Origin of the sequence: Oceaniglobus indicus (assembly GCF_002751875.1) — a bacterium.
In the GTDB taxonomy this organism is placed as follows: domain Bacteria; phylum Pseudomonadota; class Alphaproteobacteria; order Rhodobacterales; family Rhodobacteraceae; genus Oceaniglobus; species Oceaniglobus indicus.
This window is the reverse complement of record NZ_NMZM01000006.1, coordinates 1-21530: the sequence shown is the minus strand read 5'-3', so window position 1 is coordinate 21530 and position 21530 is coordinate 1. Positions and strand designations below refer to the sequence as shown.

Sequence of the window (21530 nt, the reverse complement as noted above, 5' to 3'; positions counted from 1 at the left end):
CTTTTCAGACAAGCCGGCGAAACGCACGGTCAGACACGGGCATTTGCCACTTGCCTGACAGTTTCACACATCCCGGTGTCCGATGCGTTGATACAGGTTAACCCCACCCGCCGCGAGGTCGGGCCGGCGCCGGCGCCCCGAAGGGCGAAACCCCGCTCAGGCGGCGTTGGGCTGGCGGCGGTCCGCTGCAGGCTCCCACGCCGTTGTCGGAGCAAGGTCGCTGCACGAGGCGCAGGTGCCGGCCTGGGCGCGATAGCCTTCGGTACGTTGCGCCGCTTCCCGAGGCGGCAGCATCTTGCCCCGGCGCCATCGCCCGTGCAGATACAGGCCCGCCCCCATCACGGCCGTCGCCACCATGCCCGCCGGAAACGACAGCCACAGCGCATCGGCCCCCAGCAACGGATAGAACCCGAACGCAAAGCCCAGGCGCACCGGATACATCGAGATCACCATCACGATCAGTGGCCCCACGACATAGCCGTTCGCGCGCATCGTCCCGAACAGCACCTGTGCCACGCCGAAGAACAGATACCCCCAGGTGGCCAGGATCTGGATCCGCGCGCCGATCGGAACCGCCGGGCTGTCGCGACCCAGGAACAGGCCAAGCACGCTCTCGTCGAAGATCGCAAGCAGCGTGATCACCGTTCCGGTCAGCGCAAGGTTGAAAACCAACCCCCACCGGGTGATCCGCGAGACGCGCTCCCATTTCCCGGCGCCGATGTTCTGCGCCGCCATCGCGCTTGCCGCAGCGCTGAGCGCCATGGCGGGCATCTGCACATAGGTCCACAACTGCTGGGTCGCGCCATAGGCCGCCGTCGTCTGCACGCCCTCGCGGTTGATCAGCGACAGCATGGTCAGCGCCGCCGACGAGATGACGATCATCTGAAGACCCATCGGCACGCCCTTGGCGATCATCGACAGCAGGATCGCGCGATCCGCGCGCAGATAGCGCAGATCGCCACCGCGCAGGGCCAGGACGGACCCCCGCAGATAGATCGTCACGATCATTCCGATCAGCGCCAGCGTGTTCGCGGTGGCCGTCGCGAAGGCCGATCCGAATATGCCCCATTGCGGAAACGGGCCCAGCCCCAGGATCAGCGTCGGCGTCAGGACCAGATCGATCGTCACCGACACGACCATGAACCACAGCGGCGTCATGGAATCGCCCGTGCCGCGCAATGCCATCATGAACAGCGTGAACGTCAGCGTGGCGGGCATCGCGATGAAGATCATGCGCAGATAGGTCAGGGCAAGGTTGGCCGCGCTTGCCGGCGTGCCCAGCAGGGCCAGAAGCGTCGGCGCGAACAGCCAGCCGCCGGCGGCGACGAGGATGCTCAGCGGTATGATGCTGCCCAAGGCGGTGCCCATGGTGCGCCGCGCCAGATCGGCGTCGCGTCCGCCCACCGCCTGACCGATCAGGATCGTCGAGGCCATGCCGAAGCCGAAGACGAAGGACACCAGCAGGAACATCAGGATGTTGCCGTTCGCGGTGGCGGCCAGCGCCTCCTCCCCCAGAACGCGGCCCACCCAGACGGCATTGATCGACCCGTTCAGCGATTGCAACGCCGACGACCCCAGCGTCGGCAGCGCGAACAGGATCATGGTCAGGGCAATCGAGCCCTGGGTCAGATCGCGGCGGTTCTTGGCGGGAATACCGGTATCGCTCACGCAGGGCCCCTTGCACTATCAATGGAACGCCCTGAAACCGCTTGCCGTTCCGTGGGTCTGCCCAGGCCGATCAATCAGCCTTTGGAACGGGCGGTTGCCCCACGTCCGGCGGGCGCATGTCGATGCGTCGCGCCCGCCGGTGTTTCGGTGCGTGGTCAGCCGCCGACGATGACCCAGGCGCCGCCGAGGGCTGTCGCCCAGCCCAGCCCCTTGATGATCTTCGATCCGCTCAGCGCACGGCCCGCCGCCAGCGCTATGACAACGCCGACACCGTGCAGGAAAGCGGTCGAGATCGCGAAACCGGCCCCGAAGGTCAGCGCCGTGGCCGCGCCCAGCTCGCCGCCGTGGGCATGGCCGTGGAACAGGGCGAATACGCCGACGATGCCCGCCGCCGCCGAAACCGGAAGACGCAGCGACAGCGCAACCGCCAGACCCAGCGCGAGGACCGACACCAGGATCATCGGCTCGACCAGCGGCAGCGCGTAACCCGACACGGCAAGGACGAACCCGGCCATCATCGCGCCGACAAAGGCGACCGGAAGCGTCCAGACGGCGCGCCCCCCCAGCACCGCGGCCCAAAGCCCGACCGCGATCATTGCCAGGATGTGGTCGAGGCCGAAGACCGGATGCGACAGGCCGGCGGCAAGGGATCCGTGCTGGCCGGGATCGAGATGGGCCAGCACCGGCGTGGCACCGAGCGACAGCATCGTGGCTGCGATAATCCGTTTCATTTCCTGTCTCCTTCACAACGCGCCATCGGACAGTTCCCGCGGGCGGATTTGTTTGCATCAGCGGATATCATTGGCCGCATCGGCGCGATCATGCAACCGCACCGACGGTGCCGGGACGGGTCAGTCGTGTGAATGTCCGTGCCCATGGCCATGACCGTGCCTGTGGTCATCGTCGTGGGCGTGATGGTGCGGCGCCATGGGGCCGGGATCCTTGGGGATGTGGCCACCGGCGGCATAGGTCCTTTGCATCTGACGCACCCAGTCGCACAGTTTCTCGACCGTCTCGGGGCGCTTGCGTGACAGCGCAAGAACGGGCCCGCCATTGCGCGCCTCCTGCGCCTCGGCGACCATCCGGTCGACATCGACGTCGACGTGTTCGCCGAGATCGATCTTGTTGATCACCAGCAGATCCGCGCCGCTGATGCCCGGCCCGCCCTTGCGCGCCACATCGCCGCCGCCGGCCACGTCCAGCACGAACAGTTGCGCATCGACCAGCGCCGGTGAAAAGGTTGCCGTCAGGTTGTCGCCACCGCTTTCCACCAGAACGATGTCGAGCGGGGCAAAGTCCCGCTCCATGTCCTCGACCGCGATCAGGTTCATGGTCACGTCGTCGCGGATCGCGGTGTGCGGACAGGATCCGGTCTCGACCGCGCGGATGCGTTCCTCGGGCAGGACGCCCGCGGATTTCAGGAACCGCGCGTCCTCGTCCGTGTAGATGTCGTTGGTGATGACGCCGAGCTGGAATTCGTCGCGCAGGTTGCGGCAGATGGCGGCAATCACCGAGCTTTTGCCGGTGCCCACGGGGCCGGCAACGCCCAACCGCAAGGATCGCGCACCGGGCTGGTTGATGGTGTCGGTCATGTCGTGATCTCCTTGATGTCAGATCGCCCAGGGCGGGCCGAGTGTGTTCAATCCCTGCGTCAGCAGGCGGCGCAAATCCAGGCTGTCCCGGGCGACCGCGCCGATCGCGACGCCCGGTCCGGCAAGGGGTGTCAGGGCGGCGTGCGTGTCATAGGGCAGGGCCGCGGGCGGCGTCTGCACCCAGTCGGGTTCGACCGCGATGATCGAGCCGACCGCGCGCCTGCCCCCCAGCACGGCCGCGCTGTTCCAGCCCGCCGCCGAGGGGCCGAAGCCGAGCTGTTGGTCGTACAACGCCGAACCCCCGCGGGTGATGCGCAGGCGGCTGGTGAAATCGCCCGGCGTCTCGCCGTGCCGGCCCAGCAGCATTTCCTCGCGCAGGACAAGACGTGCGTCGTCGGCCAGCGCGATGCGCACGTCGTGGCGGTGGTTGCAGCGATGGGCGGCGATGATCGGTTCCGCCCACCACACGAAGGTGGCGCCCGCCTCGACGGTGATGGTGATCGACATCCGCGACTGCCCGCCCCCAACACCCGGCAAAACCAGCATGGCCGACACTTCGTTCAGCACCAGGGTGCTGCCGGCGCCGACATGCACATCCAGGGCATAGCGATCGCCGCCGATCGGCCCCGCGGTGCCTGCCGCCAGTGACGCCCGCGCGATGTCGCGGCGTTTGTGGATCAGCGGTTCGGGCCCCTTCGGGTTGCACTGGCGCAGCACCAGCGGCCCGTCCGAGCGCAGGGTGCTGACGACCGATTTGCGCCCGTCGTGCGAAAGCGCGCAGGCCAGGACCGCATGGGCGAACATCGCTCCGGTGGACTTCACCGCCGTGTCAGGATGCAAAGAGCCGGACATCGGACCTCCGGTGGTGTTCGGCGGCGATATCGGACAGTGGCGCGCCGGGGGCGGGCAGGTCGGCAAGCGGGCCGTCCGCCGCCTGCGCGGCGCTGCGCGCCAAGTGGTCGAGCTGCGCGGTCATCCGCGCCAGGATGGCATGCACATCGAACGGATCGACACGCATCACCTTGGCCGCCGCCGCCGCAGCACCGGCGTTGTTCTCGTGCAGGATCGCCAGGGCCGCGCGATGCGGATCCAGGCCCAGCACGGCCGCCGCGACCCCCATGACGATCGGCTGGTGTGGCGCGGGGCCAAGTTTCGCGTAAATCCCATGGGGGTGGATCGCCTGCATCGCGCGGCGCAACTGGCGCCCCAGATCGCGCGAGACCTTGCGCAACTCGGGCGAGGGGATCCGCGCGTCCAGCTCGGTTTCGAGGGCGTCGAGGTCCGTCAGGTCACCGCGTGCCATCCGCTGACAGGCCACCGCCGCGAATGCCGCCGCGATCAGCCCGGCGGTTGCGGCGCGCCCGATCAGGAACGCCTCGAGCCCCGCCATATCCGTGACGCGCCCCGCCCGCACCGCCGGTTCCAGACCGCCGGAATGGGCATAGCCGCCCGCCGGCAGACGACCGTCCGCCAGCAGCAGAAGCGCCGCCTGTTGTCCCAACCCGATCTGCTCCATTCAGAACAGGAAGTAGCGTTGCGCCATCGGCACTTCGGTCGCAGGCTCGTGATCGGCGATCTCGCCGTCGATCTTCACCGAATAGGTGTCGGGGTCGACCTCGATCCTCGGCAGGGCGGTGTTTTCGGGCATGTCCTCCTTACCGCGGCCGCGCGTGTTCTCGATGGCGACGAACTTGCGGCGCGTGTTGATCCGGTCGGCCAGGCCGTCGTCGATGGCCGCCTGCGACACGAAGGCCAAGCTGGTCGCGCCCGACGCCGGGGAATGGACGTTGAAGCCGGTTCGCTCCATCACCGGCTGCGGTGTCGGGATCGAGGCGTTGGGATCGCCCAGCGCCGCCGTCGCCACCATGCCGCCGGTGAACACCGTGTGCGGGCGCACCCCGAACAACGCCGGTTGCCACATCACGATGTCGGCCTTCTTGCCGACTTCGATGGACCCGATCTCGCGCTCCATGCCGTGGGCCACGGCGGGGCAGATCGTGTATTTGGCCACGTAGCGGCGGGCGCGATGGTTGTCGGCGCGGTTGTCGCCGGGGACCGAGCCGCGCAGTTTCTTCATCTGGTGCGCGGTCTGCCAGGTGCGCATGACGGTTTCGCCGATCCGTCCCATGGCCTGGGCGTCCGACGACATGATCGAAATGGCCCCCATGTCCTGAAGGATATCCTCGGCGGCGATGGTGCCGGCCCGCACGCGGCTTTCGGCAAAGGCCAGGTCGTTCGGGACCTGGGGGTTCAGGTGGTGAGCGACCATCACCATGTCCAGATGTTCGGCCACGGTGTTGCGGGTGAAGGGCCGCGTCGGGTTGGTGGATGCTGGCAGCACGTTGCGTTGCCCCGCGATCGAGATGATGTCGGGCGCATGCCCGCCGCCCGCGCCTTCGGTATGGAAGGCATGGAACGTGCGGCCGTTGACAGCACGCAGCAGATCCTCGACGAACCCGGCCTCGTTCAGGGTGTCCGAATGGATCGCCACCTGCACGCCCGATTCCTCGGCCACCGACAGGCAGGCGTCGATGGCGGCGGGGGTCGCGCCCCAGTCCTCGTGCACCTTGAAGCCGCCGACGCCGCCGCGCAACTGCTCCCACATCGCTTCCTTCGACATGGTGTTGCCACGGCCCAGGAACAGCACGTTCACCGGCCAGGGATCGAACCCCTCCAGCATCCGCTCCATCCACCAGGCGCCCGGCGTGGCCAGTGTCGCCTTCAACCCTTCGGTCGGGCCGGTGCCGCCGCCGGTCACGGTGGTGACGCCCGACGCCAGCGCCACCTGCAACATCTGCGGGCCGACGAAATGCACGTGGGTGTCGATGGCGCCCGCCGTGGCGATCAACCCGTTGCCGGCCATCACCTCGGTCGAGGGGCCGATGACCAGGGCGGGGTCGATGCCGTCCATGGTGTCGGGGTTGCCGGACTTGCCGATGCCGACGATGCGCCCGTCGCGGATGCCGATGTCGGCCTTGATGATACCCCAGTGGTCTAGGATCACCGCCCCGGTGATGACCAGGTCGGGGGTTCCTTCGGCGCGGGTGTGCGACGATTGGCCCATGGATTCACGGATCGACTTGCCGCCGCCGAAGACGGATTCGTCGCCCCCGCCCGAGCGGTCCTCTTCCACCTCGATGGTCAGGCAGGTGTCGGCCAGCCGGATGCGGTCGCCCTTGGTCGGGCCATAGGAGGCCACGTATTCGCGGCGATCAACCTTTTGCATTGTCGAGCTCTCCCTTGCACAGACCGCGCAGGCCCAGAACGATGCGTTTGCCCCGGATCGGCACCAGGCCCACCTCGGCCTCGGCGCCCGGTTCAAACCGCTCGGCCCCGCCCGAAAGCACGGCCAAACGCTTGCCCCAGGCCGCATCGCGGTCGAATTCAAGCGCGGCGTTCACCTCGGCGAAATGGAAATGCGAGCCGACCTGGATCGGCCGGTCAGAGGTGTTGGCGACGCGAAGGGTCGTCACCTCGAGACCCTCGTTGATCACGACATCGCCTTCGCCGAACAGGATCTCGCCGGGCACCAGGGGATCGCGCGCTTCGTCCAGCGCCTCTTCCGACCGGCGGCGCGGCGCCTGGCGTGTGCCGCCACCGGGGCGGCGCGGCGCGCTCGGGCCGCTGACGCCCGAAGATTTGGTCTGCTCGGGCGCATCCGAACTGGTCTGGTCATAGTCCCGGCCGGGATCGTCGGACACGTGCCTGGCCTTCGCGGCATCCTTGTTGTCGGACACCAGCTGGGCAAAGGGGTTGAGCTTGAGGGTCATCGGATCGGCTCCATCACTGTGACAAGCTTGGTGCCGTCGGGAAAGGTCGCTTCGACCTGGATCTGCGCGATCATTTCCGGCACGCCTTCCATCACGTCCTCGCGGCCCAGCACGTTGCGGCCCGATTCCATCAGGTCGGTCACGGTGTTCCCGTCGCGCGCCCCTTCAAGAAGATAGGACGTCAGCAAGGCGGTCGCCTCGGGCAGGTTCAGTTTCAGGCCGCGCTCCTTGCGTTCCAGCGCAAGTTTGCCGGCCGTATAGACCATGAGCCGTTCCTGTTCGTGCATGCTGAGTAACATGGAGGTCCCCGGATCTGTTGAACAACTTCCCCGCGATGTTTGCAGATCGATGGCCGCGTGTCACCCGCCATCGGGCGCGCCCCGGTTGATTATCCGCAAAAGCGCCGCAGGGCATGGGCGAAACCGACGGGGAAAGACGGTCATGGGCGTTTTCGGGGCACGGCGCCTGCGTCAGACACCGCGCCGGCGCGCGATCCACCGGGCCGACGGATGCACCCGCGTCGCGCGACAGACCGGAACGTTTCGCGCTGCGGATCGTTTTGCCCTCTGATCGTCCGCCCGCACCGAGGCGGCGCCAAGTCATTCACGCGATACCGTTCGCACCCAGGAGGCCATTTCATGACAACGCTTTACACGATGCCCGGAACCTGTTCGCTTGCCCCCAACATTGCCGTCGCATGGATCGACGCGCCGGTCGAGGTGAAGGCGATGGCCTACGGCGATCACAAGAAAGCCGAGTATCTGGCCATCAACCCCAAGGGCAAGGTGCCCGCGCTCAGGTTCGACGACGGTGATGTCCTGACCGAGGCGTCGGCGATTCTGGCATGGCTGGGGGCGGCCCATGGCGGTGGCGGTTTTGGCCGTGACACCGCGCTGGGCCGCAAGGAGGCCGAGGCGCTGTCCTACATGACATCCGAGGTGCACGCGACCTATGGTGGCCACTTCGGGCCGCAGAATTTGGCCGAAAGCGACAGTGCGATCGAAGAGGTCAAGCGCAAGACCTATGAACAGCTCGCCAGCCATTACAAGCACCTGAACGATGTTCTGGCCGGCAATGGCGGTGAATGGTATTTGGGCAAACGGTCGTTTGCGGATACGTTCCTCTACGTGCTGTCGCGCTGGATCGAACAGACGCCGATCTCGATCGACGATTACCCCGCGCTGAAGAAGCACCGCGCCCGCATGGAGGCGGATTCGGGCGTGCAACTGGCGCTGGATCGTCAGGACATGGAGCCGATCGGATGAGCGCCGCGCGCACAGCACCCCCCTGGCCATCGCTGCCCTATCCCGATTGGGCAGAAACGTGCACCGCCCTGCATCTGTGGACGCAGATCCTGGGCAAATACCGCTTGGCGCATACGCCGTGGGTCAATCATTCGTGGCACGCCACGCTCTATGTCACGCCGCGCGGGTTGACCACCGGCCCCGTTCACGAGGCCGGCGGCTGCGTCACCGCCACGCTTGACCTTGTCGATCACCGCCTGGTGGTCGAGGCGGACGGTGGCGCGCAAGAGGCGTTCGCCCTGGAACCGATGGGCATTTCGGACTTTCACGCCCGCACCCGCAAGGCCATCGAAGGCGCGGGCGGCACGTTCGATATCCATGGCGCCCCGAACGAAGTGGTCGATCCGGTGCCCTTTGCCGAGGATACGGCGCGCCGGCCCTATGACGCCGGCGCCGTCGAACGCTTTCACGGCGCGTTGCTGCGGATCGTGCCGGTGTTCGAACGCTTTCGCACGGGGTTCATCGGTAAGGTGTCGCCGGTGCACCTGTTCTGGGGGTCGTTCGACCTGGCCGTGACGCGGTTTTCCGGGCGCACCGCACCGCTGCATCCGGCCGGTATCCCGAACCTGCCCGACGACGTCGCACAAGAGGCTTACAGTCACGAGGTATCGTCGGCCGGTTTCTGGCCCGGCGGCGTAGGCGTGGACGAGGCGATGTTCTATTCCTATGCCTATCCCGGGCCCGATGGCTTTGCCGATCAGCCGGTCGAACCGGCGGGGGCAAGGTTCGACGACACGTTGGGCGAGTTCCTGCTGCCTTACGGCGATGTCATCACCAGCGACGATCCCGCGGCCACGTTGATGTCGTTCCTTCAATCGACCTATCGGGCCGCCGCGACGACCGGCGATTGGGATCGTGCCGCGCTGGAATGCGCAGTGGGCGAACCCCGCGTTCCCCGTCCGCTTGGGCGCTAGGTTAAAGGTCGGGCGTATCCGCCAACTTCAGAGGGCGCATGTTTCCTTTACATGCGCCTCGAAGAAATCCGAAAAGGTCGCCACCCGCAACGGCAGCCGGTCATAGGGCGGATAATAGAGCGTCAGCCAGATTTCGGGAGTTTTCCAGTCTGCCAGCACCTCGACCAGGCGACCGGCCTCGAGGTCGCCGCGAACGATGAACCGGGGCACCATGGCGATGCCTTCGCCGTTCAGCGCCAGCTTTGCCAGCAAATCGCCATTGTTGACGCTGAACCTGCCCTCGACCGTGTGACTGCGGTGGGTTGCGCCCTTGGACAGCTCCCAGACCTCGTCGCGCGCATCGGTCGCGTAGCTGAGGCAGTCATGGTTGACCAGGTCGTCGGGCGTCTGCGGCATTCCCCGCGCCGCGATGTATGCGGCGGCGCCCACCAGAACCCGCGGCACCAGGCAGATCTTGCGCCAGATCGTCGACTTGTCGTCGGGTGGCCCCGACACGCGGATCGCCAGATCGAAATCATCCTCGAGGATATCGACAAAGCTGTCCGACAGGTTGACGGCGACATGGGTCTGCGGATGCAGGGTGGCGAATTGCGACAGGACGGCGGGCAGCACCTCTAGCCCCAGGGACATGGGCGCGCTGATGCGGATGCGCCCGGCGGTCATGCCCTGCGCCTCGCGCGTTTCCTCGACGGCGCGCGCCATTTCCTGCGCCAGCGGCCTGACCCGCGCGGCATAAAGCGCCCCGGCCGAGGTCAGCGACACCCGCCGCGTCGTGCGCACCAGAAGTTGCAGGCCCAACCTGTCTTCAAGCGCCGCGACCGTGCGCGTCACCGACGCCGGCGTCATGCCAAGCTGTCGGGCGGCACCGGCGAAACTTTCCAGTTTCGCCACGGCAAGAAAGACGCGAATGGATTCCAATTCTCCCATGGCGCCACTATTGCAGCAGGCGCAATAGTTATTGCAACATTATATGTGTTTTCAGACCTAAAAAATGTTTCTACGTTTCCGGTGCAGCACGGTCCGTCACCAAACCCGTTCTGCATGCTCCGATCAAGGCGCGGCCGTGCCCGCGCTGCGCGATCGCGTCACGGTCGGCCCGCCAAACCAGAGCCATCAACCCCGAGGAGATGACATGACGACACGCCGAAACTTTCTGGGAAGCGCAGCGACGGCCATCGGCACGATGCCTTTTGCCGGCGCCACCCTGGCCCAGACGTCCGCCACCGCCGAAGAAACCGCCACCGCAACACCTGCCGCGTCAAGCTATGGGGCGTCGACCGCCGACAAGGGGCTCGACGTGATCAGCCTGCCGGGCTTGAAAGAGCCGTTCGAAGCCGCCGTTCCCGAAGCGGGATACGTCTTTGTCACCGGCGCCAAGGGCGACGAATGGACCCTGCGCGAGAACCGACGCGCGATGGAGGATTTTCGCATCATCACGCACCGTCTGACCGGGGTCAGCCCCGCCGATCTTGACCTTTCGGTCGAGATCCTGGGTCAGAAGATGCCGTTTCCGTTCTTCGTGGCCCCCATGGGCGCACATCGCATGGTCCACGAGGAAGGCGAGGTTGCAACCGCGCGCGGTGCCGGATTGGCCGGGGCGCTTTACTGTTCATCGGGCGCCTCGAACCGGACGCTGGAGGAAATCGCCGCGGCCACGACCGGCCCGAAGTGGTTCCAGCTTTATTTCAACCAAGACGAAGCCGTCACCAAATCGCTGCTGCGCCGCGCGAAGAACGCCGGTTATTCCGCGATCGTGCTGACCGCCGATGCGCTTGGGCCGGGGATGCCTGACCGGTTCCGCGCCATGGGTGCCCCGTTCCGCCCCGATGCGTCCTTTGGCAACCACGATCCGGCGCGCGGCGGCACGGGCGATTTCTTTGCCCAGAAGGCCGACCTGACGCCAGCCGACATCCGGATGATCAAGAACGAAACCGGCCTGCCGGTGATCGTCAAGGGCATCCTGCGCGCCGAGGATGTGGACCCGATCATCGCGGCCGGGGCCGACGCCATCCAGGTGTCCAACCACGGCGGACGCCAGATCGACGGGGTTCCCGCCGCCATCAGCGTGCTGCCGCTGGTTGCGAAGGCCGTGAACGGCCGCGTGCCGATCATCATGGACAGCGGCATCCGTCGCGGGATCGACGTGATCCGCGCGCTTTCGATGGGTGCCACCTGCGTGGCCGTGGGCCGTCCGGTGATGTATGGATTGGGTGTCGGGGGCGCGCAGGGCGTGCAATCGGTGCTTGAGGCGCTGGCGGCCGAATTGCGCTCGGACATGTTGCTGACCGGCGCCCGCTCGGTCGCCGATCTGACGGATTCGTATATCTCGGTCACCGGTCCGAGTGCCCGGATGCAGGAGGGTTGAGGCAAGCCGCGACCGCCACGGGCCACCGCGTGCTGCGGCGGCCGCTTGGTGGGTTGTGACAAGTCCGGCCAGGTTTCTCGGCCCGCAGTGTCATCGCTGCGGGCCGATTGTCGTTCGGGTCGCGCAGGATCGACGTTGCAAATATTGCAATAGTCAATGCAACATTATCGCCGTTCCGAAGAATAATCTTGGCCCTTATGTTCGGGGTCAAGCAAGATCAGTCACAAAGGAATGCAGTATGCTTACCCAGATCAAAGGCCTGCACCATGTCACGTCGCTGGCGGCGGATGCGCAGCAGAACAGCGATTTCTTCACCAAGCTGCTCGGCATGCGGCGGGTCAAGAAGACCGTCAATTTCGACGCGCCCGACGTCTATCACCTGTATTACGGGGACGAGGCGGGCACGCCGGGATCGGTGATGACCTATTTTCCATTCCCGCACATCGTGAAGGGTCAACGGGGCACGGGCGAGGTGGCCGAGACGGCCTTTGCCGTGCCGGTGGATACGCTCGACTACTGGCGTGAACGCCTTGCCGCGGCGGCGGTCGGCGGCCTCGAGGAGGTGGAGCAGTTCGGCGAGAAGCGCTTGCGCTTCGAGGGGCCGGACGGCGACGGTTTTGCCCTGGTCGAGGTTCCGGGCGACACGCGCGCGCCTTACGCCGACGGTCCGGTGCCGGCGGATCTGGGCATTCGCGGCTTTCGCGGTGTGACCATGCGCCTGCGCGAGGCCGATGCGACGGCCCGCCTGCTGAGCTTCATGGGCTACCGCGAGATTGCGCGCGAGGGGGCGTTGATCCGCATGGCCCTGGACAACGGCAACGGTGCCGATGTCGTCGATCTCGAGGCGCTTCCCGACGTTGGGCGGGCGCGCGAAGGGGCCGGATCGGTGCACCATGTCGCTTTTGCGGTCGAAAACCGCGAGGCCCAGGCCGAAGTGCGCAAGGCGTTGATCGAAGCGGGCGCCCATGTCACGCCGGTCATCGACCGCGATTATTTCTGGGCGATCTACTTCCGCACGCCCGGCGGCATCCTGTTCGAGATCGCCACGAACGAGCCGGGCTTCGAGCGGGACGAGGATCTGGCCCACCTCGGCCGCGCGCTGAAACTGCCTGCGCAACACGCCCACCTGCGCCCGCAGCTCGAGCAGTCGTTGATGGCCCTTGCCGATTGAACCGACAATCCCCGCCCGCGGCCCATCGTGTGGGCGGGGACCATTCGGATGATGGCGAAACCGAAAGGACAATGCGATGAACACCGACCAGCTTCAGACCACCTGGGCGCCGCGCATGCTGAGCGTCTTGCGCATCGCTGCGGGATTGACCTTCCTGTGCTATGGCACCGAGAAAATTCTCGGCTTTCCTGCGGGCCGCACGCCCGAAGTGCTTTCGTTGTCGTGGAGTGCGGGCGTGATCGAGCTTGTTACCGGTGCGCTGCTGGCCCTGGGGCTGTTCACACGGCCCGCCGCCCTTGTCGCATCCGGCACCATGGCGACCGCCTATTTCGTCGCACATGCACCGCGCAGCTTCTTTCCCTCGATCAATGACGGTGCCGGGGCGATCCTGTTCTGTTTCGTGTTTTTCTACATCGTTTTCGCCGGCCCCGGACCCTGGAGCCTCGATGCGCGGCGGAACATCGCGGCAACGGGCAACGTTTGACCCCGACTGCCACCCTTGATCAAACCCATTTGAACGGAGACCGACAATGACCGTCAAGCTCGCGATCGTCTATTATTCCAGCTATGGCACCAACCACCAGATGGCCACCATCGCCGCCGATGCGGCACGGGCCGCGGGCGCCGAGGTGCGTCTGTTGAAGGCGCCCGAGACGGCGCCCGATGCCGCGGTCAACAGCCAGGACGCCTGGAAGGCCCATGCCGAAGCGACCCGTGACATTCCCGAGGCCAGCGTCGAGGACATGGAATGGGCCAATGCCTATCTGATCTCGTGCGGCACCAGGTTCGGCGTCATGGCCAGCCAGATGCGGGCGTTCATCGACACCCTCGGTGGGGTTTGGGGCAAGGGCGGCTTGGCGAACAAGCCGGTCACGGCCATGACCTCGGCCCAGAATACCCACGGCGGGCAGGAGACGACGTTGCAGTCGCTCTACACCACCGTCATGCACTGGGGCGGTATCGTCGTGGCGCCGGGTTATACTGACGAGGTGATCTTCAAGACCGGCGGCAACCCCTATGGCTATAGCCACACGCAAGGGGCCGAGTTCACCGACGATGCGAGATCGGCGATTGCCCACCAGGCGCGGCGTCTGGTCGATGTGGCCGCAAAGCTGGCCTGACGTCCCGCCGGCGCACCACGACACCCCGTGAAAGGAGACACCGACATGATGCCCCAAGATGACCGGTCCAACCCGCGCCTGCCGGTGCGGCCAGCCCGCCGTGTGCCGGCATGAGCGCCGCGATAAAGCCGCGCACGTCCGGCACCGGCCCCCACGGGGGGCAGCGGCTGATCTCGGCCGGTGCGCCGCCAGCCGGCGCGCGGCTGGCGGTGGTCATGATCCATGGCCGGGGCGGCAGCCCCGAGGACATGATCGGCCTTGCCGACCATCTGGCCCTGCCGGATCTTGCGGTGCTGGCGCCCGAGGCGGGCGGCCGGTCGTGGTGGCCGGATTCGTTCCTTGCGCCGCTTGCCGCCAACGAACCGGGACTCGGCAGCGGGCTGAGCGTCGTCGAGGCGTTGCTGGACGACCTGCAGGCCGCGGGCTTCGGTCCCGAGCGTGTCGCGCTGGTGGGTTTCAGCCAGGGCGCCTGCCTTGCCGTCGAGGCGGCGGCCCGGCTGGCCCGTCCGTTCCGCGCCATCACGGCGCTTTCGGGTGGTCTGGTCGGCACGGGCGAGACGGATGATGCGCCGCGCGACGATCTCTATGGCCGCCGCGACAAGCGTTTCGACTATGACGGCCGGCTGGACGGTGTGCCGGTCCTGCTGGGGTGTCACGAGCGTGATCCGCACATTCCCCTGGCCCGCGTCCGCAAAAGCGCCGAGGTGCTGCAAGACATGGGCGCGCGGGTGGAAACCCAGGTGATTCCCGGCGCCGGCCATGGCATCGTCGCGGACGAGGTCGCCTGGCTGCGCCGGATTCTTGGCGACAATTCATGAAGGAGCAACCGATGGACGACACGTTCGAGATCACCCGCGAAGAGGGCGAGACCAAGGGGCGCTATAGCACCGTGGTGGACGGCCACGAGGCCGAGATGACCTATTCGCGCGCCGGTGCCACGACGATCATCATCGATCACACCGGCGTGCCCGATGCCCTGCGCGGGCGCGGCGTCGGCCAGGCGCTGGTGCGCCGCGGGGTCGAGGATGCCCGCGCCGAGAAGCGCAAGATCGTGCCGCTGTGCCCCTTCGCCAAGGCGCAGATCGCACGACACCCCGAATGGCAGGACGTGTTGGGCGGCTGACGCGCGCACATCCGCCATCAATCAGAAAGGACCGAGACCATGAGCTGGAGCCCTTGCCCCGACCCCGTTCCCGGCGACCGTGCAAGCACGGACGCCATCTCGCCCTGATCGTGCCGCGCGCGGTCGATCTGGGCGAGATGGAGGTGCGCCGAGCGCTGCCGTCGAAGAAACGCCAGATGGTGGGCCCCTTCATCTTTTTCGACCAGATGGGGCCGGCGGAATTCCTGACCAATGAAGGCATCGACGTGCGGCCGCATCCGCATATCAACCTTGCCACGCTGACCTATCTGTTCGAGGGGCAGATTCACCACCGCGACAGCCTGGGCACCGATCTGGCGATCGAGCCGGGGGCGGTGAACTGGATGAAGGCGGGCAAGGGCATCGTGCATTCCGAGCGGACCGCGCCCGAACGGTTGCGGACCGGACAGCGCCTGTTCGGCATCCAGACCTGGATGGCCCTGCCGGAGGACGATGAGGAATCCGATCCGGCCTTCATGCACCACGGCAAGACTGACCTGCCCGTGGTCGAGGCCGAGGGGCTGAAGGCGCGGCTGATTGCGGGTTCGGCCTTTGGCGCGACCTCGCCGCTCAACACGGCGTCCGACACGCTCTATGGTGATGTGACGCTGGCCCCCGGGGCCCGTGCGCCGATCGCGGCCAATACCGAAGAACGCGCGATCTATACCATTCACGGACAGATCGAAGTGGCGGGCGACACGTTCAAGCCCGGCGAATTGTTGGTGTTGCGCCCCGGTGACGAGATCGTGGTCAAGGCGGTGGACGACGGCACCGGCGACCACGCGCGCTTCATGCTGTTCGGCGGCGCGCCGATGGAAGGCCCGCGGTATATCTGGTGGAACTTCGTATCCTCGCGCCGCGAGCGGATCGAGCAGGCCAAGGAGGAATGGGCCCTCGGCCGGTTTGAAACCGTGCCCGGCGACGAGGAGGAGTTCATCCCGCTGCCCGAGGACAACACCGAACCGCGCCGCGCCGAAGGCGGCGTGCATTATCCCTGACATCGCGGCGATGCGCGGGCGGGCGATCCCCGCCCGCGTCTTGAGCAGCCTGCCGGCGTCGCGGGGCTGCGGCGGGTTCAGCCGAAGGGCTTCACGGTCCGGGGTTCAGGGCACGCTGGGGCATCCATCCCGCATGAACCTTCGGCGTCGGACAAGCCATCGTGCACGCATCATACGTGGTGACAAGATATCGGGTTGAACAGGTTCCGCGCATTGCACGGAAGATAGGCATGTCGACGTTCCATTCCGCGCGGGTCGGGATGGATAAGGGGGCCGCGACCCGACGCCTGAACCGGGCGCGGTTCGCAACGCCCCTTGGCCGTGGCCGAGGGGCGCTTCCTTCAATCGGTCTGCCCGGCGGCGAACGCCACGAAACCCGCAAGAAGCGTCTGCAGGCGTTGGCGTGTGCGTTCATCCGTCATCTGACCCTGGCCGTCGAACACCTCTCCGGCCCGTCCGACCATCAGCCGCCCCGACCACCAGGGCCGGGTTCCAAGCGTCCGCAGCACCGGAAGCCAGGCGTCCTGTGCCAGTATCGTGCCGAAACTGCCCGGAGATGCGCCCAGAACCGCAACCGGCTTGCCGCCGAACACCCGCGGGATGTCACCCGCCGGGCGACTGGTCCAGTCGATCGCGTTCTTGAAGACGCCGGGGATCGAGTTGTTGTATTCCGGCGAGAACAGCAAAAGCCCGTCGGCGTCTTCGATCTGTGCCTTCAGCGTCGTGACCGCATCGGGCAGGCCGCTGGCCTGTTCTTCGTCCGCATCATAAAGCGGGATGCCCGCGATGCTGCCTTCGATCAGGGTGCTGTCCGCTGGCATGAGCCCCTGCGCCGTGCGCAGCAGCGCCGTGTTGAACGAAGCGCGCCGCAGGCTACCGGACACTCCAAGAATTCGGGTCATGTTCTCTCCACTCCAGATGTTGGGCGGCCGTCAGGCCAGGTCGTGTTTGTCGCATGTTTCGGCCGGCGGCGGGATGGGCAAACAAAGAAGAGATGCCGGGTCGCGGCATCTCTTCGTGGTCGGCTCAGGCCTTCAGCGCCTGCGGGATGTAGGCGTCGAGGACCGGCAGGCGGCGCAGGGCAAAGGCGCCACCGCCCTGAACGGCCACGGCGACGGCCAAGGCGACCAGCAGCGCGGGGAATTCCCAGCCGCCGCCTTCGGCGCTGAACAGCCAGTCATTGCCGGCATGCGCCCAGAGCGAGCCGATGAGAACCGGCAGCGACAGGATCGCGGCGAGGCGGGTGTAGAGCCCGGCGATGATCGCCACGCCGCCGACGACCTCGGCAAAGATGGTCAGGTAGGCGGCGATTGCCGGCAACCCGAGGCTGGCAAAGAATGCGACGGTGCCGGGCACCGTGAACACCAGCAGCTTGGGCAGGCCGTGCGCCAGAAGGATCGTGCCCAGCGACACCCGGGTGAGGGTTGCGCCGACGTTGGTGTTGGTTTCGAAGGTCATTGTCTGTCTCCAGGGATTGGGTCGGTTGTGTCTCTGGTGGGTATATCGAGCATTGCGATCGAATTGATAATACGGTGATATGGCACATCACTCATTCCATCAGGTTGATAGTCAATGGATCAGACCACCCGTATCGGCATCTTCGTCGAAGTGGTTCAGCAACAGAGCTTTGCCGGCGCGGCGCGGCGGCTGGGCATGACCAGTTCGGCCGTTTCCAAGCAGGTTCAGAACCTTGAACAACACCTGAGGGTCAAGTTGCTGAACCGCACCACCCGCCATGTCGCCGTCACCGAAGAGGGCGCGATCTATTTCGAACGGGCAAAGCGGGCGCTTGGCGACCTGAGGGAGGCCGAAGAGGAGATCCACGCGCTGAAGGCGCACCCCCGCGGGCCGCTGCGGGTCAGCCTGCCGCAAAGCCTGGGGGTGAAATATCTGACCGGATGCGCGGCGCGGTTCGCGCGGGCGTATCCGCATGTGGCGCTGGACGTCAGCCTGAACGACCGGTTCATCGACCCGGTGAACGATGGCTATGACGTCGTGGTGCGGATCGGATCGCTTGCCGATTCATCGCTGATGACCCGGCGGCTGGCGTCATGTCCCTTCATGCTGTGCGCCAGCGCCGGTTATATCGACCGCCACGGCCTGCCCGAAACGCCCGGCGATCTGGCCGCGCACGACGTTCTGGCCTATTCGGGCAACGGCGCCGCCCATGAATGGCGCTATCGAACGCCGGCGGGGCAGGTGGGGCGCGTGTCGCTCGGTGGATCGCTGCGGTCGGATTCGGGTGACATGTTGTGTCGCGCCGCGCTTGAAGGGATCGGCATCGCGATCCTGCCGGTGTTCTATGTCGCCGACCATCTTCAGGCGGGCCGACTGCAACACCTTCTGCCCGATCACCTGACCTGGCCGGAACGGGATATTCACGTGCTGTTCCGCCCGAACCGCTATCAGCCGGCCCGCCTGCGGCTGTTCGTCGATCATCTGGTCAAGACGGCCAGCGATTTCCCGTGGGAGCGTGGCTAGACCGCGCCGCGGGAACAAACCGCCGCCTTTTGCCGGAACCTTGGCCGGGGATGGCTGATGACGTCCTGCGGAACGGACGTTCATGGGAACAACGTTCCGGTTGCGCCGTGAAACCCGGCATAACAGACTTGGTTTGCCGGCGGTCATTGACGCCCATTTCGCCATTGTTAGATGTTCTCGCGAACCGACGGAGTTTATCATGAAGAAAACCATCGCCATCACGTCCCTCATCCTTGCAACCACCTTCGGCACGGCCCAGGCCGAGACGCTGAACGTGGGCATGTCGGGGGGATATTTCCCTTTCACCTTCGTGAAGCTGGACGAACTTCAGGGCTTCGAGGTCGATGTCATCAATGCCATCGCCGCCGAAACCGGTGACGAGGTCAATTTCGTCACGATGTCGTTTTCCGGGCTCGTCGGTGCGCTCGACTCCGGTCGGATCGACACGATCGCGAACCAGATCACCATCACGCCCGAGCGCGAGGCGAAATTCGCCTTTTCCCAGCCCTATGTCTTTGATGGTGCGCAGGTGGTGGTCAAGGCGGGCAACGAAAGCACGATCACCGGTGTCGAAGACCTGAGCGGCAAGACCGTGGCGGTGAACTTGGGATCGAACTTCGAGGAATTGCTGAACGAGCTGCCGAACGCCGGTCAGATCGACATTCGCACCTATGAAAGCAACATCGCCCAGGATACCGCGCTGGGCCGGGTCGACGCCTTCGTCATGGACCGCGTGTCGTCGGTCCAGCTGATCGCCGAAAGCCCGCTGCCCCTAGCGCTGGCGGGCAAGCCCTTCAGCGAGATCCGTAATGCGTTCCCGTTTCGCGACGACGCCGAGGGCAAGGCCCTGCGGGACCGGATCGACGCCGCCATCACGACGCTGAAGGAAAACGGCACGCTGGCGGACATCTCGGAAAAATGGTTCGGTAGCGACATCACGGTAGCCGAGTAGAGAAGATGCGGGCACTCGATCTGGAATACATGTGGAATCTGGTGCCCGTCCTTCTGGGGTATGTTCCCCTGACGTTGTTCATGGCGCTGGTCGGCATGGCCTTCGCTCTGGTGCTGGCGTCGGTCATGGCGGTCGAGCGGGTGTTCCGCGTGCCGGTGCTGGACGTTTTCGTCCGGCTGTTCATCAGCTTTTTCCGCGGCACGCCCCTGCTGGTGCAGTTGTTCCTGTTCTATTACGGCCTGCCGCAAGTGCTGTCGTTCCTGACGAACATCAACGGTGTGACCGCGACGATCATGGGGCTGACGCTTCATTTTTCGGCCTACATGGCCGAAAGCATCCGCGCCGCGATCCTCGGTGTCGACCGCAGCCAGTGGGAGGCGTCCCAGGCCGTCGGCATGACCCAGGTCCAGATGATGTCGCAGATCATCCTGCCCCAAGCGGCACGCGTCGCGGCGCCGACGCTGGTCAATTACTTCATCGACATGATCAAGGGAACGTCGCTGGCCTTCACGCTGGGCGTGACCGAGCTGATGGGCGCGACGCAGAAGGAAGCCGCCGGCAGTTTCCTGTATTTCGAGGCGTTCCTCGTCGTCGCCATGATCTACTGGATCATGGTCGAGGCGCTGGCCTTCCTGCAGCGCCGGCTGGAGATCCACCTGAACAAGGCGCACGCAAGATGACATCGCGTTCCGGCATTTCCGTCACCGGGCTGAGCAAGGCGTTCGGTGATACGACGGTCCTCGACAACATCTCGCTCGAGATCGCGCCGGGCGAACGGATCGTCGTGATCGGGCCTTCGGGCACCGGCAAGTCGACATTGCTGCGCTGCCTGAATTTTCTCGACCGCCCCGACAGGGGACTGATCCGGGTGGGCGATCTGACCGTCGACGCGACGACCGCATCGCGCGCCGAGATCCTGGCGCTGCGCAGGCGGACCGCGTTCGTTTTTCAGAACTATGCGCTTTTCGCCAACAAGACGGCACGCGAGAATATCACCCAGCCGCTTGTCACGGTGAAGGGACAGTCAAAGGCCGAGGCCAATGCCCGCGCCGAGGCGATCCTGCGCGAAACCGGCCTGACCGAGCGGGCGGATGCCTATCCCGCCGCCCTGTCGGGCGGGCAGCAGCAGCGCGTCGGGATCGGTCGCGCCATGGCGCTGGAGGCCGAGCTGATGCTGTTCGACGAACCGACCTCGGCGCTCGACCCCGAATGGGTCGGCGAGGTTCTCGACCTGATGCGGCGGGTGGCCGAGAGGCGCCAGACCATGCTGATCGTCACGCACGAAATGCAGTTCGCCCGCGAGATTGCCGACCGGATCCTGTTCATGACCGACGGACAGATCGTCGAGCAGGGACCGCCGAAACAGCTGCTGGAAAACCCGCAGGATCCACGCACCAAGGCTTTCCTGCGCCGCGTCGTCTGACAAACGCGTGGCCCGGGTATTGCCCCCGATCTTGGGGGATGCGGAAGTGGAATTTTCTCGGCAGGATGAACGACGAGATTCCGATAAAGAATACCCGATTCACATAAGCGCAGATCATGGGCTTACTGCGCCAGATGGAGGGCGCTGTTCCCGTGGCTGAGCTTTGCCGTGAGCATGGGGTGAGCAGCGTCACGCGTGCAAGTGACGGGCGAAGAAGAGTTGCGCCTACGCGGAAGAGGTTGGGCTTGTCGAAGCGCCCATCTGGGCACCTTGCAGAAACGCCCCTCTTGGTCAGACGGTCAGTGAGATTGGATCCATTTTCCGAATTAACCGATTTTCGGGTAGAAGGGTTTGGCCCCGGAGGCGAGAATTCACATTGCGCCCAATTTTCAGGGCGCTTCTAGGGTCAGGACTCATAGCGAATAGATGACAAGTGCTGCGAGAGCGATGGTCGACAGAAAGACCTTCGGACAGCGGTCGTATCGGGTTGCCACCCGTCGCCAGTCCTTCAATCATGCCGAACATGATCTCGATCCGGTTGCGGCGTTTGTACCGACGCTTGTCATATCGGACAGGCTTCTTGCGCTGTTTTCGTCCAGGGATGCAGGCACGTATGCCCTTGTTTTTCAG

The 21530-nt window shown here is 65.7% G+C and carries 24 protein-coding genes and 1 pseudogene; 13 read left to right on the top strand and 12 right to left on the bottom strand.

Annotation, left to right across the window (positions count from 1 at the left end):
* Window positions 1–156: 156 nt before the first annotated feature.
* The 8 genes from CFP68_RS10595 to CFP68_RS10560 form a co-directional block, all read right to left on the bottom strand.
* The gene (locus CFP68_RS10595) at window positions 157–1668 is read right to left on the bottom strand and encodes an MATE family efflux transporter (protein WP_206601907.1); all 1512 of its coding nucleotides are present in this window, start codon (window positions 1666–1668) and stop codon (window positions 157–159) included.
* Window positions 1669–1823: 155 nt separating this feature from the next.
* The gene (locus tag CFP68_RS10590; RefSeq protein WP_099826908.1) at window positions 1824–2399 is read right to left on the bottom strand and encodes a HupE/UreJ family protein; all 576 of its coding nucleotides are present in this window, start codon (window positions 2397–2399) and stop codon (window positions 1824–1826) included.
* Between the two features lie 120 nt (window positions 2400–2519).
* The gene (ureG, locus tag CFP68_RS10585) at window positions 2520–3260 is read right to left on the bottom strand and encodes an urease accessory protein UreG (RefSeq protein ID WP_099826907.1); all 741 of its coding nucleotides are present in this window, start codon (window positions 3258–3260) and stop codon (window positions 2520–2522) included.
* 18 nt (window positions 3261–3278) lie between these two features.
* Window positions 3279–4112, bottom strand: a complete 834-nt coding sequence (locus CFP68_RS10580) for an urease accessory protein UreD (protein WP_099826906.1) — start codon at window positions 4110–4112, stop codon at window positions 3279–3281.
* Entirely contained in the window at window positions 4090–4761 is a 672-nt protein-coding gene (locus CFP68_RS10575) for an urease accessory protein UreF (RefSeq protein WP_241524043.1), read from the bottom strand. Before CFP68_RS10575 ends, CFP68_RS10580 begins: the two co-directional genes overlap by 23 nt.
* Before the next feature lie 15 nt (window positions 4762–4776).
* Window positions 4777–6486 (bottom strand): urease subunit alpha, encoded by a 1710-nt coding sequence (locus CFP68_RS10570; RefSeq protein ID WP_099826904.1) that lies wholly within the window; start codon window positions 6484–6486, stop codon window positions 4777–4779.
* Window positions 6473–6793, bottom strand: coding sequence for an urease subunit beta (locus CFP68_RS18320; RefSeq protein WP_099827106.1), 321 nt, complete (start codon window positions 6791–6793; stop codon window positions 6473–6475). The genes CFP68_RS10570 and CFP68_RS18320 overlap by 14 nt, the downstream gene beginning before the upstream one ends.
* A gap of 233 nt (window positions 6794–7026) precedes the next feature.
* A complete protein-coding gene (locus CFP68_RS10560) occupies window positions 7027–7329 on the bottom strand; it encodes an urease subunit gamma (protein ID WP_099826903.1) in 303 nt (100 codons plus the stop codon).
* Between the two features lie 339 nt (window positions 7330–7668).
* On the opposite strand from CFP68_RS10560, the gene CFP68_RS10555 reads away from it, so the two are divergent.
* Both CFP68_RS10555 and CFP68_RS10550 read left to right on the top strand, forming a co-directional pair.
* A complete protein-coding gene (locus CFP68_RS10555; protein WP_099826902.1) occupies window positions 7669–8295 on the top strand; it encodes a glutathione S-transferase family protein in 627 nt (208 codons plus the stop codon).
* On the top strand, window positions 8292–9248 hold the full coding sequence (locus CFP68_RS10550; protein ID WP_099826901.1) for a DUF5996 family protein: 957 nt from the start codon (window positions 8292–8294) through the stop codon (window positions 9246–9248). The genes CFP68_RS10555 and CFP68_RS10550 overlap by 4 nt, the downstream gene beginning before the upstream one ends.
* Before the next feature lie 27 nt (window positions 9249–9275).
* Here CFP68_RS10550 and CFP68_RS10545 read toward each other — a convergent pair whose 3' ends face one another.
* Window positions 9276–10175, bottom strand: a complete 900-nt coding sequence (locus CFP68_RS10545; RefSeq protein ID WP_099826900.1) for a LysR family transcriptional regulator — start codon at window positions 10173–10175, stop codon at window positions 9276–9278.
* Between the two features lie 205 nt (window positions 10176–10380).
* Here CFP68_RS10545 and CFP68_RS10540 point away from each other — a divergent pair, with 205 nt between their 5' ends.
* The 7 genes from CFP68_RS10540 to CFP68_RS10510 all read left to right on the top strand — a co-directional run bounded on the left by CFP68_RS10540 (window position 10381) and on the right by CFP68_RS10510 (window position 16044).
* Complete coding sequence (locus CFP68_RS10540) at window positions 10381–11613, top strand: alpha-hydroxy-acid oxidizing protein (protein ID WP_099826899.1); 1233 nt, start codon at window positions 10381–10383, stop codon at window positions 11611–11613.
* A 238-nt stretch (window positions 11614–11851) separates the two neighbouring features.
* Entirely contained in the window at window positions 11852–12784 is a 933-nt protein-coding gene (locus tag CFP68_RS10535) for a VOC family protein (protein WP_099826898.1), read from the top strand.
* Window positions 12785–12860: 76 nt separating this feature from the next.
* Window positions 12861–13268 (top strand): DoxX family protein, encoded by a 408-nt coding sequence (locus CFP68_RS10530; protein ID WP_099826897.1) that lies wholly within the window; start codon window positions 12861–12863, stop codon window positions 13266–13268.
* 46 nt (window positions 13269–13314) lie between these two features.
* Window positions 13315–13905 carry an NAD(P)H:quinone oxidoreductase type IV gene (gene wrbA / locus CFP68_RS10525; RefSeq protein WP_099826896.1) on the top strand — a complete coding sequence of 197 codons (591 nt, stop codon included), beginning with the start codon at window positions 13315–13317 and terminating at the stop codon, window positions 13903–13905.
* 110 nt (window positions 13906–14015) lie between these two features.
* Entirely contained in the window at window positions 14016–14723 is a 708-nt protein-coding gene (locus CFP68_RS10520) for an alpha/beta hydrolase (protein ID WP_099826895.1), read from the top strand.
* An 11-nt stretch (window positions 14724–14734) separates the two neighbouring features.
* Window positions 14735–15028, top strand: a complete 294-nt coding sequence (locus tag CFP68_RS10515; RefSeq protein ID WP_099827105.1) for a GNAT family N-acetyltransferase — start codon at window positions 14735–14737, stop codon at window positions 15026–15028.
* A gap of 53 nt (window positions 15029–15081) precedes the next feature.
* Entirely contained in the window at window positions 15082–16044 is a 963-nt protein-coding gene (locus CFP68_RS10510; RefSeq protein ID WP_338152807.1) for a pirin family protein, read from the top strand.
* Between the two features lie 341 nt (window positions 16045–16385).
* Here CFP68_RS10510 and CFP68_RS10505 read toward each other — a convergent pair whose 3' ends face one another.
* Together CFP68_RS10505 and CFP68_RS10500 are read right to left on the bottom strand one after the other, a co-directional pair.
* Complete coding sequence (locus tag CFP68_RS10505; protein WP_099826894.1) at window positions 16386–16946, bottom strand: NADPH-dependent FMN reductase; 561 nt, start codon at window positions 16944–16946, stop codon at window positions 16386–16388.
* Between the two features lie 124 nt (window positions 16947–17070).
* Window positions 17071–17502, bottom strand: a complete 432-nt coding sequence (locus CFP68_RS10500) for a DoxX family protein (RefSeq protein ID WP_099826893.1) — start codon at window positions 17500–17502, stop codon at window positions 17071–17073.
* A gap of 114 nt (window positions 17503–17616) precedes the next feature.
* On the opposite strand from CFP68_RS10500, the gene CFP68_RS10495 reads away from it, so the two are divergent.
* From CFP68_RS10495 to CFP68_RS10480, 4 genes are all read left to right on the top strand, one after another.
* Complete coding sequence (locus CFP68_RS10495; protein WP_099826892.1) at window positions 17617–18525, top strand: LysR family transcriptional regulator; 909 nt, start codon at window positions 17617–17619, stop codon at window positions 18523–18525.
* 199 nt (window positions 18526–18724) lie between these two features.
* Entirely contained in the window at window positions 18725–19477 is a 753-nt protein-coding gene (locus CFP68_RS10490) for an amino acid ABC transporter substrate-binding protein (protein ID WP_099826891.1), read from the top strand.
* A gap of 5 nt (window positions 19478–19482) precedes the next feature.
* Window positions 19483–20157, top strand: a complete 675-nt coding sequence (locus CFP68_RS10485) for an amino acid ABC transporter permease (protein WP_099826890.1) — start codon at window positions 19483–19485, stop codon at window positions 20155–20157.
* Complete coding sequence (locus CFP68_RS10480) at window positions 20154–20900, top strand: amino acid ABC transporter ATP-binding protein (protein ID WP_099826889.1); 747 nt, start codon at window positions 20154–20156, stop codon at window positions 20898–20900. The genes CFP68_RS10485 and CFP68_RS10480 overlap by 4 nt, the downstream gene beginning before the upstream one ends.
* A 413-nt stretch (window positions 20901–21313) precedes the next feature.
* On the opposite strand, the pseudogene CFP68_RS10470 reads toward CFP68_RS10480, so the two are convergent.
* Window positions 21314–21530 (bottom strand): annotated as a pseudogene (locus CFP68_RS10470) (transposase); the annotation flags it as partial.

Bases quoted from the DNA above. Each gene is read 5' to 3' on its own strand.
- CFP68_RS10590 (WP_099826908.1), bottom strand. From the start codon at position 2,399: ATGAAACGGATTATCGCAGCCACGATGCTGTCGCTCGGTGCCACGCCG.
- ureG (WP_099826907.1), bottom strand. From the start codon at position 3,260: ATGACCGACACCATCAACCAGCCCGGTGCGCGATCCTTGCGGTTGGGC.
- CFP68_RS10580 (WP_099826906.1), bottom strand. From the start codon at position 4,112: ATGTCCGGCTCTTTGCATCCTGACACGGCGGTGAAGTCCACCGGAGCG.
- CFP68_RS10570 (WP_099826904.1), bottom strand. From the start codon at position 6,486: ATGCAAAAGGTTGATCGCCGCGAATACGTGGCCTCCTATGGCCCGACC.
- CFP68_RS10560 (WP_099826903.1), bottom strand. From the start codon at position 7,329: ATGTTACTCAGCATGCACGAACAGGAACGGCTCATGGTCTATACGGCC.
- CFP68_RS10555 (WP_099826902.1), top strand. From the start codon at position 7,669: ATGACAACGCTTTACACGATGCCCGGAACCTGTTCGCTTGCCCCCAAC.
- CFP68_RS10550 (WP_099826901.1), top strand. From the start codon at position 8,292: ATGAGCGCCGCGCGCACAGCACCCCCCTGGCCATCGCTGCCCTATCCC.
- CFP68_RS10545 (WP_099826900.1), bottom strand. From the start codon at position 10,175: ATGGGAGAATTGGAATCCATTCGCGTCTTTCTTGCCGTGGCGAAACTG.
- CFP68_RS10540 (WP_099826899.1), top strand. From the start codon at position 10,381: ATGACGACACGCCGAAACTTTCTGGGAAGCGCAGCGACGGCCATCGGC.
- CFP68_RS10535 (WP_099826898.1), top strand. From the start codon at position 11,852: ATGCTTACCCAGATCAAAGGCCTGCACCATGTCACGTCGCTGGCGGCG.
- CFP68_RS10530 (WP_099826897.1), top strand. From the start codon at position 12,861: ATGAACACCGACCAGCTTCAGACCACCTGGGCGCCGCGCATGCTGAGC.
- wrbA (WP_099826896.1), top strand. From the start codon at position 13,315: ATGACCGTCAAGCTCGCGATCGTCTATTATTCCAGCTATGGCACCAAC.
- CFP68_RS10520 (WP_099826895.1), top strand. From the start codon at position 14,016: ATGAGCGCCGCGATAAAGCCGCGCACGTCCGGCACCGGCCCCCACGGG.
- CFP68_RS10515 (WP_099827105.1), top strand. From the start codon at position 14,735: ATGGACGACACGTTCGAGATCACCCGCGAAGAGGGCGAGACCAAGGGG.
- CFP68_RS10505 (WP_099826894.1), bottom strand. From the start codon at position 16,946: ATGACCCGAATTCTTGGAGTGTCCGGTAGCCTGCGGCGCGCTTCGTTC.
- CFP68_RS10500 (WP_099826893.1), bottom strand. From the start codon at position 17,502: ATGACCTTCGAAACCAACACCAACGTCGGCGCAACCCTCACCCGGGTG.
- CFP68_RS10495 (WP_099826892.1), top strand. From the start codon at position 17,617: ATGGATCAGACCACCCGTATCGGCATCTTCGTCGAAGTGGTTCAGCAA.
- CFP68_RS10490 (WP_099826891.1), top strand. From the start codon at position 18,725: ATGAAGAAAACCATCGCCATCACGTCCCTCATCCTTGCAACCACCTTC.
- CFP68_RS10485 (WP_099826890.1), top strand. From the start codon at position 19,483: ATGCGGGCACTCGATCTGGAATACATGTGGAATCTGGTGCCCGTCCTT.
- CFP68_RS10480 (WP_099826889.1), top strand. From the start codon at position 20,154: ATGACATCGCGTTCCGGCATTTCCGTCACCGGGCTGAGCAAGGCGTTC.